General features: G+C 40.4%; 16 protein-coding genes. 6 read left to right on the forward strand and 10 right to left on the reverse strand.

All coding sequences use genetic code 11. From position 1 onward, the window contains the following. Window positions 1-95: 95 nt before the first annotated feature. On the reverse strand, window positions 96-629 hold the full coding sequence (dsbB, locus tag BKL51_RS08440; RefSeq protein ID WP_077466265.1) for a disulfide bond formation protein DsbB: 534 nt from the start codon (window positions 627-629) through the stop codon (window positions 96-98). Window positions 630-638: 9 nt separating this feature from the next. After that, complete coding sequence (gene nhaB / locus BKL51_RS08445; RefSeq protein ID WP_077466266.1) at window positions 639-2,180, reverse strand: Na(+)/H(+) antiporter NhaB; 1,542 nt, start codon at window positions 2,178-2,180, stop codon at window positions 639-641. A 133-nt stretch (window positions 2,181-2,313) separates the two neighbouring features. Here nhaB and fadR point away from each other — a divergent pair, with 133 nt between their 5' ends. From fadR to ruvX, 4 genes are read left to right on the forward strand one after another with little or no spacing between them, the layout of a single operon-like run. After that, entirely contained in the window at window positions 2,314-3,039 is a 726-nt protein-coding gene (gene fadR / locus BKL51_RS08450; RefSeq protein ID WP_077466267.1) for a fatty acid metabolism transcriptional regulator FadR, read from the forward strand. A gap of 56 nt (window positions 3,040-3,095) precedes the next feature. Continuing rightward, window positions 3,096-3,833 carry a 16S rRNA (uracil(1498)-N(3))-methyltransferase gene (gene rsmE, locus BKL51_RS08455; RefSeq protein ID WP_077466268.1) on the forward strand — a complete coding sequence of 246 codons (738 nt, stop codon included), beginning with the start codon at window positions 3,096-3,098 and terminating at the stop codon, window positions 3,831-3,833. Continuing rightward, window positions 3,830-4,390 (forward strand): YqgE/AlgH family protein, encoded by a 561-nt coding sequence (locus tag BKL51_RS08460; RefSeq protein WP_077466269.1) that lies wholly within the window; start codon window positions 3,830-3,832, stop codon window positions 4,388-4,390. Before rsmE ends, BKL51_RS08460 begins: the two co-directional genes overlap by 4 nt. Continuing rightward, window positions 4,390-4,812, forward strand: coding sequence for a Holliday junction resolvase RuvX (ruvX, locus tag BKL51_RS08465; protein ID WP_077466270.1), 423 nt, complete (start codon window positions 4,390-4,392; stop codon window positions 4,810-4,812). The genes BKL51_RS08460 and ruvX overlap by 1 nt, the downstream gene beginning before the upstream one ends. A 34-nt stretch (window positions 4,813-4,846) precedes the next feature. Here ruvX and pgeF read toward each other — a convergent pair whose 3' ends face one another. Beyond that, window positions 4,847-5,581: a peptidoglycan editing factor PgeF gene (pgeF, locus tag BKL51_RS08470; RefSeq protein WP_077466271.1), complete on the reverse strand. Its 735-nt coding sequence runs from the start codon at window positions 5,579-5,581 to the stop codon at window positions 4,847-4,849. 1 nt (window position 5,582) lies between these two features. Further along, window positions 5,583-6,557, reverse strand: coding sequence for a 23S rRNA pseudouridine(1911/1915/1917) synthase RluD (rluD, locus tag BKL51_RS08475; RefSeq protein ID WP_077466272.1), 975 nt, complete (start codon window positions 6,555-6,557; stop codon window positions 5,583-5,585). A gap of 110 nt (window positions 6,558-6,667) precedes the next feature. On the opposite strand from rluD, the gene BKL51_RS08480 reads away from it, so the two are divergent. Next, window positions 6,668-7,459, forward strand: a complete 792-nt coding sequence (locus BKL51_RS08480) for an outer membrane protein assembly factor BamD (RefSeq protein WP_077466273.1) — start codon at window positions 6,668-6,670, stop codon at window positions 7,457-7,459. A 92-nt stretch (window positions 7,460-7,551) separates the two neighbouring features. Here the strand turns inward: BKL51_RS08480 and BKL51_RS11985 are convergent, their stop codons facing one another. The 6 genes from BKL51_RS11985 to pnp all read right to left on the reverse strand — a co-directional run bounded on the left by BKL51_RS11985 (window position 7,552) and on the right by pnp (window position 14,732). After that, window positions 7,552-7,701 carry a hypothetical protein gene (locus tag BKL51_RS11985; RefSeq protein WP_198930121.1) on the reverse strand — a complete coding sequence of 50 codons (150 nt, stop codon included), beginning with the start codon at window positions 7,699-7,701 and terminating at the stop codon, window positions 7,552-7,554. 15 nt (window positions 7,702-7,716) lie between these two features. Then, a complete protein-coding gene (mltF, locus tag BKL51_RS08485; protein WP_077466274.1) occupies window positions 7,717-9,132 on the reverse strand; it encodes a membrane-bound lytic murein transglycosylase MltF in 1,416 nt (471 codons plus the stop codon). Between the two features lie 33 nt (window positions 9,133-9,165). Continuing rightward, a complete protein-coding gene (locus BKL51_RS08490; protein WP_077466275.1) occupies window positions 9,166-9,633 on the reverse strand; it encodes a hypothetical protein in 468 nt (155 codons plus the stop codon). Window positions 9,634-9,685: 52 nt separating this feature from the next. After that, the gene (locus BKL51_RS08495) at window positions 9,686-11,485 is read right to left on the reverse strand and encodes a DEAD/DEAH box helicase (protein WP_077466276.1); all 1,800 of its coding nucleotides are present in this window, start codon (window positions 11,483-11,485) and stop codon (window positions 9,686-9,688) included. A 91-nt stretch (window positions 11,486-11,576) separates the two neighbouring features. Then, complete coding sequence (nlpI, locus tag BKL51_RS08500) at window positions 11,577-12,521, reverse strand: lipoprotein NlpI (RefSeq protein WP_077466277.1); 945 nt, start codon at window positions 12,519-12,521, stop codon at window positions 11,577-11,579. 81 nt (window positions 12,522-12,602) lie between these two features. Continuing rightward, window positions 12,603-14,732 (reverse strand): polyribonucleotide nucleotidyltransferase, encoded by a 2,130-nt coding sequence (gene pnp, locus BKL51_RS08505; protein ID WP_077466278.1) that lies wholly within the window; start codon window positions 14,730-14,732, stop codon window positions 12,603-12,605. Window positions 14,733-15,053: 321 nt separating this feature from the next. Here pnp and nanQ point away from each other — a divergent pair, with 321 nt between their 5' ends. Continuing rightward, window positions 15,054-15,524 (forward strand): N-acetylneuraminate anomerase, encoded by a 471-nt coding sequence (gene nanQ, locus BKL51_RS08510; RefSeq protein ID WP_077466279.1) that lies wholly within the window; start codon window positions 15,054-15,056, stop codon window positions 15,522-15,524. Window positions 15,525-15,714: the final 190 nt, after the last annotated feature.

Genomic DNA, 15,714 nt, shown 5'->3' on the forward strand with positions numbered 1-15,714 from the left:
AGTTCAGAAAAATACCGTTTTTAATGAGTCTCTCCCAAATTGGATTACTTAACCAATTTTGAGGAAAGACAAATTAACAATATTTTTTTAATTCCCTAATTAAATAACATTCTCTGTTTTCTGCTTTTTTTCACCTGTGCAATCAATATTACCACAAGGACAATTACATATACTGCAAAGATAAATACCAACCACTGCACCATCGTGATACCGAATAACGACCACTGACTGTTATCGCAGGAGCCGGTAGGGTTGAAAATGCTTGGCAACCATTGGTGGAATGGTAGGGTTTCCGGGAAATTAGGGATAAATTCACATTGCTTCCAAGGCGCGGGGTTCATTTGTAGATCAAGGTGACGAATGGATATTATCAAGCCTTTAATCGCACTAAATAAACCTAACGCGAGAGCAATTAAGCGCACGATAAGCGAACGGGGTGCGAGGAGACCAATAATGCCCGCAAAGAATAAACCACTCATAGCTAAACGTTCATATACACAAAGGACACAGGGTTGCAATCCCATACCGTATTGGAAATAAAGTGCGGTCAATTCTAAGGTTAAACTCGAAAATGCAAGTAATAACCACGATAAACGTTTTTCTGAAAATTGTTTAAAAAATGCGAGCATTTGTTCTCCTTAAATTGGCTGAATTAGTCCTAAATTTGCCAGCCAGATGGTAGCGGCCGGTAAAATATATTCAATGGCAAATAAGCCTACCAAGGATAACACAATGGTGTAAGGTAATGCCATGTAAACCATTCTGCCGTAAGAGAGACGAATTAACGGGGCAAGCGATGAGGTTAATAAGAATAAGAAGGCTGCTTGACCGTTTGGTGTTGCGACCGATGGCAAATTTGTTCCGGTATTGATTGCAACAGCGAGTAATTCAAATTGATGTGGTGCGATTACACCGTTAGTTAGTGCGGCTTTAACCTCGTTAATATAAACGGTTGCTACGAAAACATTATCAGAAATAGCAGAGAGTAAGCCATTAAAGGCATAGAATAAAATAAGCTGTGTGCTTTCACTAGCGGATAAGACATAGTGAATAATGGGTGAGAAAAGTTTTTGATCGATAATCACTGCTACCACGGTAAAGAATACGACAAGTAACGCAGTGAATGGCAAAGATTCTTGGAACGATTTGCCAATAATATGCTCATTGGTAATACCGGTTAATGCAGTTGTGAGAACGATCACGCTTAAACCTATTAAGCCTACGGCAGCTAAATGAAATGCTAAACCGATAACAAGCCAAAGTGCAATAACAGCCTGTACAATCAATTTTATTTTTTCTTGCTTTGACATTTTTTGCGTATTATTGTGATCTAAACGTGCCAATACCGCCCATACTTTACGAGGTAGTTTTGCACCATAGCCAAATAATTTGAATTTTTCTACCAAATAGCAGGTCAGCAAACCAAACACTAAAACAGGTAAAGTTACGGGCGCCATACGGAAGAAGAATTCAATAAAGCTCCAATTTGCTTGTTCTGCAATAATTAAATTTTGTGGTTCGCCTACCATGGTCATGACACCGCCGAGTGCGGTTCCCACACCGGCATGCATCATTAAACTTCTTAAAAATGCACGAAATTGTTCTAATGTGGCCTGTTTATCACCTAGTTTATCATCATTGGTGATATCGATAAGCTCGTTTAATTTATTGCCTGAGGCAACTTTGTGATACACACCATAAAAGCCCATGGCTACACTAATAATCACGGCAACTACGGTTAATGCATCTAAGAATGCGGATAAAAATGCGGCACTGATACAGAAAGCTAAAGACAGGGTAATCTTAGATTCGATAGCGATCAGCAAGCGGGTAAATACAAACAATAAGAGCTGTTTCATAAAATAAATGCCGGCCACCATAAACATCAGCAATAAAATAACTTCAAAATTTGCCATGATTTCAGCCTTTACGTGGGCCGGATTTGTCATGCCGATAGCAATAGCTTCAATAGCCAGTAAACCACCGGGCTGCAGAGGATAGCATTTTAATGCCATAGCAAGGGTGAAAATAAACTCTGCAACTAAAACCCAACCTGCGAGAAAGGGGCTGATAAAAAAGAAGATAATAGGGTTAATAATGAGAAAGAGGATAATGATGAATTTATACCAATCCGGGCTGCTGCCTAGGAAATTTTTCATAAAAGCTTGTGTGTAAGTCATAAATGGCTCCTGTTTTTTATAATACGCTCATTGTAATATAGTGTGCTTTAAAGGATAATAACGAAAGTGAAGATTTGTCAAATAAGTCACATTTTTTTGATCTTGTTGGGTTTTTTCCTAACGCCTGGTTATTATGAATACAGAAAACACACTTTTAAAAGCACAAAGTCCCGCAGCGCTTGCCGAAGAATATATTGTAAAAAGTATTTGGAGTAATGTATTTCCGGCAGGTAAAAATTTGCCATCAGAACGGGATCTCGCCGATAAAATAGGGGTAACCCGTACGACATTGCGAGAAGTTCTGCAACGTTTGGCACGAGACGGTTGGTTGACCATTCAACATGGTAAACCAACCAAAGTAAATAATATTTGGGACACGGCCAATCCTAGCATTATTGAAACGCTGATTACCCTTGATCAAAATTCCGCACCGCTCATTATTGATAATATGTTGTCGTTACGTAGCAAAATGTCGGAGTTTTATATTTATGAAGCGGTGAAAAACTCGCCTCAACAATCTGCAATGTTATTTAGTGAATTGAACGAATTAAAAAATTCGGCTGAAGACTATACGGAGTTTGATTATTGTATCTTTCGCCAATTTACTGTACTGGCAAAAAAACCTTTTTATCGTTTAATCTTTAACAGTTTAAAAGGGGTATATCAAAAAATCGGGCTGTTGTTTTTCAGTTATGAAAAACACCGTGAATTGGCGAAGCAGTTTTATCTGGAATTACAACAAATTTGCCAAGAAGGCAACGCAGATGCCGTGGTGGATTGTATTCGTAAACATAATTTAAGATCGGCAACTTATTGGCGTATGATTTTAGAACGCTTGCCTCAAAATCTTTCCGATTAATCAGCAAAAAGTGCGGTTAAATTAATCGTACTTTTTACATATATCTTTAATACCTTATGCGCATACCTCGAATTTATCATCCTGAATCCCTTGAAAATCAAATTCACTGCCAGCTTTCTGACGAGGCGGCAAATCATGTCGGACGAGTGTTACGAATGGTTGAGGGAGAGCAAATTGAATTATTTGACGGCACTAATCATATTTATCCGGCAAGGATTATTGAATCAGGCAAAAAAAGCGTGAAAGTTGAAATTTTGGGACGTGAGTTTGCCGATAAGGAATCAAACCTCAAGATTCATTTAGGTCAGGTCATTTCTCGTGGTGAGCGTATGGAATTTACCATTCAGAAGTCGGTAGAGTTGGGCGTGAATGTTATTACGCCGCTTTGGTCGGAACGGTGCGGGGTGAAATTAGATAGCGAACGTATGGACAAAAAAATTCAACAATGGCAAAAAATTGCTATTGCCGCTTGTGAGCAATGCGGTCGTAATGTTGTGCCTGAAATTCGACCGCTAATGAAATTGCAGGACTGGTGTGCGGAAAATGACAGAGCATTAAAGTTGAATTTACATCCTAGAGCCCAATATTCGATTAAAACTTTGCCGCATATTCCGACGGAGGGCGTTCGTTTGCTGATCGGTTCTGAAGGCGGTTTATCGCCACAGGAAATCGCTCAGACGGAGCAGCAGGGTTTTACTGAAATTTTATTAGGAAAGCGTGTATTGCGTACTGAAACCGCCTCTTTAGCGGCAATCAGCGCATTACAAATTTGTTTTGGAGATTTAGGTGAATGATGGATTTACAAGGAAAATTGTTAATTGCAATGCCTCATTTGGAAGATTATTTTCAGCATACGGTAATATTTATTTGTGAGCATAATGATCAAGGTTCGATGGGATTAGTGATTAACCAACCGACTGATTTAAGCATTGCGGAACTTTATTCCAAACTGAATTTTATGATGAAAAATGACCGCACTTTTGATGATGCGATGGTGGTAGCAGGTGGTCCGATGCATACGGAACGCGGTTTTATTGTACATAAAAAAACAGCAAATGATTTTCAGCATAGCTATAAGATAACGGATGATCTTTTCCTTACGACTTCCGCCGACGTGGTGGATACTTTCGGGGCGTTACAGGCGCCGGAAAAATATTTAGTGGCATTGGGGTGTTCAAGTTGGTCGCCTGGTCAGTTAGTGAAAGAAATCGCAGATAATGCTTGGTTGGTTGTGCCGTTAGACGAAACTATTTTATTTGATACGCCTTACGAAGAGCGCTACCTTGTGGCAAATCGACTGTTAGGTATTAATTCGCATAATTTTGCTACGGCACAAGTGGGGCATAGTTAATGGGTATTACCGCACTTGCCTTTGATTTTGGCACAAAAAGCATTGGATGTGCCGTGGGACAAAGTATTACTGGTACGGCACAGGCTTTACCGGCTTTTAATGCACGGGACGGTATTCCAAATTGGGAAAATATCGAAAAATGCTTAACAGAATGGAAACCCGACCTTGTCGTTGTGGGGCTTCCGTTGAATATGGACGGTACGGAACAGGAATTAACGTTGCGGGCGAGAAAATTTGCTCATCGCTTAAACGAGCGTTTCGGCGTCAAAGTCGCATTACAGGATGAGCGCTTAACCACAACACAAGCACGTAGTGAAATTTTTGATCGCGGTGGTTTTCGAGCATTGAAAAAGGGTAAAGTGGATGGCATTTCTGCTTGTTTAATTTTAGAAAGCTGGTTTGAAAATAATCCGGATTTTTGATGAAAAATCGGGTTTAGACAGCGTATCTCAATGCTTAATCGAACCAAATAACACTCGCCATTCTACCTGTCTTTCTGTCTCGTCGATAAGAGAAAAACAGGTCTTTTTCATTAAATGTGCAATGATTCCCACCGGAAATGTCTGTAATTCCCAATTTATTTAAGCGTTGCGTGGCAATCTGATAAAGATTGCCGAGGTACTTACCTTGTAGAGAAGGATCGGTTCGGAAAGCTGTTTCTGCAATAGGGTCAAAGCCGATAAATTGTTCAACTACTTCACCCCCTACCTGAAATGCGTTTGGTCCGATAGCAGGGCCAAGCCAAACGATAATATCCTGTGCTTGGGCTTTAAAACATTTTACCGTTTTCTCCAATACCCCATCACATAATCCGCGCCAGCCGGCATGAGCCGCTGCCACTTCATTGCCCTGACGGGTAGTGAACAATACGGGCAAGCAATCGGCGGTCATCACGCTACAAACTTGATTGGGCTGTCGGGTATAGACGGCATCCGCATTAAAATTACTGCCAGAATAAGGTAGTTGGATAACATCTGTACTATGGGTTTGAGTGAGAAATAACGGAGTTTGCGGTAAATTGAATTTTTCTACTAATAAAGTGCGGTTAATTTTGACCGCACTTTTTTCATCATCAACGTGATCGCCTAAATTAAAACTATCAAACGGTGCAACACTCACTCCTCCCCAGCGTGTCGTTGTAAATGCATGGATATTGGAGGGCACTTGCCAATTGGGAAAAATCGCGTGCATATTAATAATCCAAATTATCTTTGTGTTCAATATAATCTGTTTTTAGCGCATTAAGCAATTCGATAAAATCCTCCGGTAGAGGGGCGTGCCATTCCATCATTTCACCGCTAATAGGGTGTGCTAAGCGTAGCATAACTGCATGCAAAGCCTGACGTTTAAAATTACGCAATACTTCCATAAAACTTTCACTGGCATTTTTTGGCGGGCGAGGACGACCGCCATAAGTTTGATCGCCTAATAATGGGTGGGCGATGTGTGCCATATGAACACGAATTTGATGGGTTCTGCCCGTTTCCAAACGTAAGCGTAGGCGGGTATAGTTACGAAAGTTTTCCATAATACGATAGTGGGTTACTGCTGGTTTACCCATCGGATGCACCGCCATAAGTGTACGCTTAGTCGCATGGCGTGCCATCGGTTGATTGACAAAACCGCCTTTAGTCATAATACCTAAAGCAACGGCTTCATATTCACGGGTAATTTTTCGTTTTTGTAAATCTCGCACTAATTTTGTTTGGGCGGGTATGGTTTTTGCTACCACCATTAAACCGGTAGTATCTTTATCCAAGCGATGTACAATACCTGCACGCGGTACTTCGGCAATCGGCGGGTAGTGGTAAAGAAGAGCGTTTAATACCGTGCCGTTCGGATTGCCCGCACCGGGGTGTACGACAAGATCTTTGGGTTTATTAATCACAATAATATCGTCATCTTCATAGACGATATTAAGCGGGATATTTTCAGGTTCAAAGCGTGTTTCGTCTTCTATTTTAACGATGATTTCGATATGTTCTCCGCCTAATACTTTTTCACGAGGGATGTTGGCAATGCGATCGTTAATTTTCACAAGATCCGCTTCAATCCAAGTTTTTAGGCGTGATCGGGAATATTCAGGGAACAACTCAGCGAGGGTTTGGTCTAATCGCTGTCCGATTTGTTCAGGTTGTACCTCTGCCGAAAGGGTAATTTGTGGCATAAAAATCTATCTCAATAAGTTTAAAAAGTTGGCTTATTTATTAATGTTCTATACAATGTCGGCTAATTGTATCTTATTTATTGGTGTTCGTAAAAATTAAGGAAAAAACAATGCGCAAAATGAAATCATTGGCTTTGCTTGCAGTAATATTTGCTGTGATCGGTTGTTCAAGCGGTAAAAAAGAAGTTGAGCAATTATCGGTAGATGAACTTTACAATAAAGGTTCAATCTCTTTACAAGAAGGCGGTTATTCTGAGGCTATTCGTTATCTAAATGCGACAATGGAACGTTTCCCGGGAAGTACATATCAAGAACAAGCAATGTTGGATCTCATTTATGCAAACTATAAATCGCAGGATTACACAGCCGTATTGGTGACGGTAGATAATTTCTTAAATCAATTCCCGCAAAGTCCGAATCGTGATTATGCGGTGTATATGGCAGGTCTAACTAATGTTGCAACGGCGGATAATGCCATTCAGGATTTCTTTGGAATCGATCGTGCAACGCGTGAAACAACCTCTTTAAAAACCGCATTTTCGAATTTTCAAAGTTTAATACGCGCATTTCCTAATAGTCCTTATGCACAAGATGCCTTAGCCCGCATGGTTTATATTAAAGATTCTTTAGCGCGCCATGAATTGGAAATTGCTAAGTTCTATGCAAAGCGTAATGCGGATGTTGCGGTGGCAAACCGTGTTGTGGGAATGTTGCAATTATATCCTGACACGCAAGCGACTTATGAAGGTTTATTCTTAATGCGTGATGCGTACCAAAAAATGGGGCTGGATACTTTGGCAAATCAAACCCAACAAATTATTGATGCAAATAAGGATAAACAGTTTGTAAAAGTAGAAAAACCGGAAGAACCTGAATTGGTTGTTCCGGCTGCAACGAAATAATTGGTAAAACCTCCGATACTGATGTCGGGGTTTTGATGCATAAAATACCTTAAAATAAAACCGCACTTTGGGAAGCTAAAGTGCGGTTTTATTTAGCAACAAATTTCTTGTATGACAAACTGCATAGCATGGCGCTCAAATTGCTTTTGTTTGCGATGTTTTAATCGTTTTAAACGTAAGTTACGTGAAGTGGAGATATCACGGGATTTTATTTTTTTCAAAAAGGTTTTGCGTTTTAACATATTACTCTCCTATTCTTATTTATTTTCCATGATATTTTTAGAATCGTTGTTGTTCTGATTTCCTTGAACCCGATGATAATTAACAATACTTTTCATATAGCGACGGATATTTTCCACATATTGATATGCTTCATAGCCACGGGCGTAACCATATTTTAGATTATTATAATGACGTTTTTCTGACAGTAAGGGTAAGTTATTTTTTACATCTAGCCAATTATCCGGATTTCCCCCTAATTTTTTTGTTAAGCGACGTACATCCAGCACATGACCTAATCCCATATTATACGCAGCGAGAGCGTACCAAATGCGATCCTCTTGCGCAATGCTGTCCGGTATTTGGGTCAATAACCAATGTAAATAATCCGATCCTGCTTTGATACTTTGTTCCGGATCCGTTCGATTAGTGATTTTCATTCGTTCCGCCGTATCCCTGGTTAGCATCATCATTCCCCGTACACCGGTAGGAGAGGTTGCATCAGGGTTCCAATGGGATTCCTGATATGCCATAGCAGCCAATAAACGCCAGTCTAATGTGCCTTTGTATTTTTCAAAGAGCGGTTGATATTGTGGGAGAGTTTTTTCTATGGCATTTAAATAGGCTCGGCTATCGACATAATCGAATTGAGCGATGTGACGGAAATATTTCTCTTCAATACGATCAATTAATCCCGAGTCTAAAGCATTGTTCATGAAATCTAACAAACCAGCCTGCAGTTCATTATAAGAATTATTGGCGAGATACCAATGAACAGTAGCTTCGTCCGTTACGTCAAAGGCGATCGCAAGATTGGGGCGGATTTGTTGCGTAGCGGCTACATCAATGGAGTTAGCAATAGTGTAAGGAATCTTACCTTCTGCAACTTGAATTAATAATTCTTCTTGAGTGAATTGTTTGTTATTTTTCCACTGTAAGTTAGGGAATTTTTTCTTAAATTGAGCCAATAACTCGTTTAGTTCTTCTCCTCCGGCAATGGTGATTTCTTGTTGTATTTGGCTTAAATCTTTTGGTCGATTTTCTCCTTTTTTGTAGACTAATTGCCAAGAAGCGGAGGTATAAGCCGGCCCGATTTGGAACTGTTCCGCACGGCGGGGGTAAAAAAGTAAATTAGCGGCGGCAAAATCGATTTGGTTATTTGCGAGTGCGTTAAAAAGTGCGTCTGTATTTTCAAGGGTTTTAATTTTAAGCGTTACGCCTAAATAATCAGCAAAATTTTTTGCTAATTCGTATTCTAAACCGGATTCCCCTTCAGGACCGATCAAATAATAAATAGGGTTGTTGATTGTTCCAACAATAAGGCTGCCTCGTGATTTAATTGCAGTATAATGGTTTTCTTCCGATTGCATTATTTTCTGCCAAGGAAACACCATATCAATCGACCAAAGTAGCAATGCAAGTGCGGCGATAATACGTAAAAATAAACCTTTCAAATATATGTTCCTATTTATAAGAGTACCAAATAGCTAATTTATATCCGATTGATGATACCAGCGATTGTTCCGATTTGTATCGTCATATTCATCAAGTAGATGGCATTTAAAATCAATGGAGTCAAAGATTTCATGGAGAAATCTTTGTGTTTTATTCATATTGGAAACTACTTTATCATCATAGTTTGGTTCATTATCATAATTTAATTTTTCATAGATGTGAATTTCTAACAGCCAAGCACAATTTTTATATTGTTCCTCCCGCCATTTCCCCTCTAAGTCTTGATTAGGAATAATAGCAATGAATGTTTTCATTTCTTTATTTAAATTCCAATAAAAATGCTTATATTTAAAAGGTAAATAACTTTCCAAAAGAGTAGATTTGCATTTTGTGAAGGTTCTCTTGTGTGTTTTAAAGTAGGCTTCGATTGATTTTATTAACCTGTTTTCATCTTTTGCTACGCTTTGAACGGCCCAATAACTGTGATTTTTAAAATGCATTTTTTCTCCTTAATAGAAAGGGTAGGGATATATCCTATCTCTACCCTTTATATTAACTACGGCGGCCTCTTCGAGGTTTCTCGTTAAAAGTGCGGTTATTTTTTTCATTAAATTTCCGCCCGCCGCGATCACCATTACCGTTACCACGACCTTTCCTGTTTCCGCCGAAATCATCACGTTCGCGTGAGTTTTCGGATTTTACCGCCCCAAGAAATGACATTCTCATTTGCTTGTTTAGCACTCGAGTTTTGCCGAATTGTTGAAGCAATTCTTTTGGCATACCCTGTGGTAATTCCACTGTGGTGTATTCATCATAAAGTTTAATATGACCGATGTAGCGACTATTAATATCACCTTCGTTTGCAATTGCCCCAACAATATGACGAACTTCAACACCATCCATTCTTCCAACTTCAATACGGTATAAATCCATCGGTTGCGGATTACCATAACCTTTGCGCTCACTACGGCGTTCTGTCGAACGAGGATTTTCGCGACGTTCGCCACGATCATTACGACGACGTTTTTCCATTGGCGGATCCGGTGGAAGAATTAGTTTTTGCTTGCCTTGTAGTAACATTAGCATAGCAGCCGCAATATCTTCTTGATCTTGATCCGCAGTAAATAAGTCTTCTAACAGGCTACGATATTGTTCTAAATCGTGATGCTCAAGTTGTTTGGTGATTTTCGCCACAAATTTTTTACGGCGGCATTCTTGTAATACTAAATAATTCGGTAGTTCTACTTCATTGATCGGTTTTTTCATCAAATGTTCAATATTGCGGAGTAAACGGCGTTCCCGAGACTCTACAAACAATAACGCACGACCCGAACGGCCGGCTCGACCGGTACGACCGATACGATGCACGTAAGATTCGGCGTCAAGCGGAATGTCGTAGTTCACGACAAGGCTGATACGTTCAATATCAATACCTCGTGCGGCAACATCCGTGGCGACAACAATATCAAGACTGCCGTTACGTAAGCGATCAAGGGTTTGTTCACGCAGTTGTTGGGTCATATCACCATTAAGTGCGGCAGAGCGGAAACCGTTTTTCTCTAATAACTCGGTAATATCTAACGTACCTGTTTTAGTACGGGCAAAGATAATAGCGGCATCAAAATCTTCTACTTCTAGGAAACGAAGAAGTGCTTCATTTTTGCGTACACCGTGGACATACCAACAACTTTGTTCAATATCCGGCGCATTTTCGTTATTGACTTTAATCTTCACTTCTTGAGGATCATGCATAAAACGCTTGGTGATACGACGAATCGGTTCCGGCATTGTGGCAGAGAAAAGGGCGGTTTGATGACGTTCCGGCAATTCGGCCATTACAGTTTCAACATCGTCAATAAAACCCATGCGTAGCATCTCATCGGCTTCATCCAACACGATGAAACGAAGTTCGGATAAATCTAAAGTACCGCGACGAATATGATCCAGAATACGCCCCGGCGTGCCTACTACGACTTGCGCACCTTGTTTTAATGCACGCAGTTGAATGTCATATCGTTGCCCGCCGTAAAGAGTGACAACACGTATGCCCTGTATATGTTTTATAAATTGATCGCAGGCATCCGCCACTTGAATGGCAAGCTCACGTGTCGGCGCCATTACTAACATTTGAGGGTGTTTTGCTTCAGTATTAATTTGAGCCAGTAAAGGCAATGAGAAAGCCGCTGTTTTACCACTACCGGTTTGTGCCATACCCAACACATCTTTGCCGTTGAGCAAGTGAGGGATACAGGCTTGTTGAATTGGAGAAGGTGTTTCAAAACCTAGGTCAGAAACAGCTTTTAAGATGAACTCAGGCAGTCCTAAGTCATTAAAAGTGATTTTGTCAGTCATTAAAATACTCGAATATAAAAAGGAAAGCTCAAGAGGGCTTTCGGTTTAATTGTTGAACACAGAGGACGTTATCCTCAATGTAAAGTGCGGTCTAAAAATTTTCTGTTTTTGTAACCGCACTTTTTACTTCTTTTTCCTGTTCTGTTTGAGCCGGTTTTAATTTCATTAGCTCAAAAGAGGCAAAACGATACTCAACAAAGTTATAAACCCGATTCGCCATAGCCAGTTTAAATAAAGCAGCCGCTTCATCAACCAGCCCCACATTGAGTTTTTGTTTTGCTAGATAAAAATAGGTTTCCGTGAGAATTTCAGCATATTGTTGTGCGTTTTCAGCAAATTTACCGACACGTTGCTGTAATTCTTCCAAAGAAATGTGTCCTAAGTAGTATTGAACGATATTTGTACCCCAGAAGTCCTTTGATAGCCCTTTTGCTCGTTCAACAAGGTTTTTATGGGCTTCTTGCGGTTTTAATTTTTGTTCGTTCAAATACAACCATAAAACACGATAAGGATCGGTTGTATCGGCTTGGTAGAACTGTAAAAAATCCTGTTCGGCAAGATTATAACGTCCTACATAATAAAAATTTAAACCACGATTAAGGTGGGTGTAATTATAACTTGGATCTAATTCGAACACGGCATTGAAAGTTTCCAATGCACCGTCATAATCTTCCTCAAGTAATAGATAAAGCCCTAAATAATTATACACGGCTGCCATTTTCGGCTGCAATGCAAGGGCTTGAGTAAAATCGTAACGAGCCAGCCCCCATAGACCGAGGGAATCATACAGAACGCCGCGTTCAAAATGCAACAAAGCACGTTCTTCATTACTCATTTTTCCAACTAATAATACTTGGCTAATCCGTACAATCATCACCTCTTGTTCAAAGTGTGAATTCGGATTTTGCTCAGCAAGCATTACGTGATTGTTAGATACAAAAGTGTCCCTATACTGGACACAGCCGGCAAGAAACAATATCGCACATAAGCCGAATAAATAGGCTAAATAACGGCGAGATAGTCGAAAACGCTGCATTGGCTTTCTTCTTGTGTACTAATATTTGTTGGAAATAAACAAACTTGACGGAGTTTACCGTCAAGTTTTGATTTATCAAGATTATTCTTGTTCTTCGCTAGAATTTCCTTGGGTTTGTTCGGATTCTTGTTTTGGTGCAAGGTCTTTCATCGTTAAGCGAATACGACCCTGACGATCGATTTCCACTACTTTTACATTGACTTCTTGACCTACTTGAAGATAATCGCTGACTTTTTCAACGCGCTCCTCGGCGATTTGCGAAATGTGTACTAAACCCTCTTTATTGCCGACAATGGAAACGAATGCGCCGAAGTCAGCCAAACGGCTTACTTTGCCTTTATAAATCGCACCGGTTTCTACTTCCGCTACAATTTCTTCAATACGAGCCATCACATTTTTCGCCGCATTATTATCGACTGCGGCAATTTTTACCGTACCATCATCATCAATATCAATTGAAGTACCGGTTTCTTCGGTTAATGCACGAATTGTCGCTCCGCCTTTACCAATCACATCTTTGATTTTCTTCGGATCGATCTTCATTGTGTGAATACGCGGTGCGTAGTCGGAAATATCTTCACGTGGTGCGGGGATTGCTTGTTCCATCACACCAAGAATGTGCATACGTGCGCTTTTCGCTTGGTTTAAGGCGATTTGCATAATTTCCGGTGTAATCCCTTCAATCTTGATGTCCATTTGAAGTGCTGTCACGCCTTCACGTGTACCCGCTACTTTAAAGTCCATATCGCCGAGGTGATCTTCATCACCAAGAATATCGGAAAGTACAACGAATTTTTCTTCTTCTTTTACTAAACCCATAGCAATACCGGCTACTGCCGCTTTAATCGGGACACCTGCATCCATTAAGGCAAGAGAAGCGCCACATACGGAAGCCATGGAGGAAGAACCGTTAGATTCGGTGATTTCGGATACGACACGCACGACATAAGGGAACTCTGCAAGGCTTGGCATCACCGCAGCTACCCCGCGTTTTGCTAAACGTCCGTGACCGATCTCACGACGTTTCGGTGAACCGATCATACCGGTTTCGCCGACAGAGTACGGCGGGAAGTTATAGTGGAATAAGAAATGATCGGAACGCTCACCGGTCAACTCATCAATAATTTGTGCATCGCGCTCAGTACCAAGTGTTGCAACCGCTAATGCTTGAGTTTCACCACGGGTGAAAATTGCCGAACCATGAGTACGCGGTAATACGCCCGTGCAAATATCTAAAGCCCGAACCGTATCCACGGTACGACCGTCAATGCGTGGTTCGCCTGCAATGATACGGCCACGTACGATTTGGCTTTCAAGTGCGGTGAAAATATCGATGATTTTACCTTCACTGATTTCTTCGTCTTCTGCGGTAATTTGTGCGATAACATCAGCCTTGAGCGCATCAATTTGCTCATAGCGGGTTTGTTTTTCTGTAATACGGTATGCATCACCTAAACGTGCTTCTGCAATAGCTTTTACTTTATTGATTAAATCGGTATTTGGCTCAGGAACCACCCAATTCCAACGAGGTTTACCTGCTTCTGCCGCAAATTCTTTGATAGCCTCAACCACAACTTGTTGTTGCTGATGACCGAATACCACGGCAGACAGCATTTGTTCTTCCGTTAAAATATCGGCTTCGGATTCTACCATTAATACGGCTTTATCCGTTCCCGCTACGACTAAATCCAAACGGCTTTGTTTCTGTTCCGCCATAGTCGGGTTTAACACGAACTGATCGTTGATAAAACCGACGCGGGCCGCACCAATCGGACCGTTAAACGGTACACCAGATAAGGATAACGCGGCAGAAGCACCAATCATCGCGACTAAATCTGGACTAATTTGCGGATTGACGGAAACAACGGTCGCCACAACTTGGATCTCATTGAAGAAACCTTCCGGGAATAATGGACGGATAGGACGGTCGATTAAACGGGCAATTAAGGTTTCGCCTTCAGATGGGCGGCCTTCACGCTTGAAAAAACCACCGGGAATACGACCCGCAGCATAAGTACGCTCTTGGTAATTAACGGTTAACGGGAAGAAGTCTTGGCCTTCTTTTACATCTTTTTTAGCCACAACGGTAACGAACACGCTGGTGTCATCCATACTTGCCATTACTGCGGCAGTAGCTTGGCGTGCAATTGCACCGGTTTCTAACGTGACGGTGTGTTGACCATATTTAAACTGTTTAACAATTGGATTCACAATGTTTTCCTTTGATTTTGATATTAAAACAATGCCTTATTTTCCAGATTGCGACTAGCAAAAGAAATCTTTGAGAAAATTATTCACAAAACTCGTTTGTTCACCCTTAATATGGTGTTGTTGGTAAAGCCAACGTTTAAAAAACGTTGTTTTTTGTGACCGCACTTTTGCGAAAAAATTTCTTTTGTTAGCCGCACGCTAATACAGAAAATAAAGCTTGCACATTATACAGATGTTTTGATGTGATTGGTAACTTTATTTCATACTATCAACTTGTTATGATAGGTCAGTTTTCATTCATGCATTCATAAGGAGAAAGATGTGATTATTAGTAACCTAACCAACCCGAATTTTAAAGTGGGTTTACCAAAAGTGATTGTAGAAGTGTGCGATTACCTCAATACATTAGATTTAAATGCATTAGAAACCGGTCGCCACGATATTAACGATCAAATTTATATGAATGTGATGGAGCTGGAAACTGCCGAATCAAGCAGCAAGAAAGCGGAATTACATCATGAATATTTAGATGTGCAGGTCTTAATTCGAGGAACGGAAAATATTGAAGTTGGGGTAACCTATCCGGATTTAACAAAATACGAAGATTACAATGATGTCGATGATTATCAACTGACTGCAGCGGATATTGAGAATAAATTTACGGTCACATTAACACCTAAAATGTTTGCCGTATTCTATCCTTACGAACCGCATAAACCTTGTTGTTTGGTGAATGGAAAATCGGAAGAGATTAAAAAGTTAGTTGTCAAAATACCAGTTAAATTAATTTGATTTTATATAAAAATAGCACGCTCGTGCTTATAGTAAGCGTGCTATTTTATTGTATTTACCTGGTCTCTGTTTCTTTTAGGAGCCAGTTTGTCAATAGATAGAAATTGCTTTTTTATCTCGATTTCTTTATATTAGCGCTTGACTTCATTAGGAGAATATACACTAATCATGACGAGCAACGAGCAACGAG

Origin of the sequence: Rodentibacter sp. Ppn85, assembly GCF_001999335.1 — a bacterium.
Taxonomy (GTDB): domain Bacteria; phylum Pseudomonadota; class Gammaproteobacteria; order Enterobacterales; family Pasteurellaceae; genus Rodentibacter.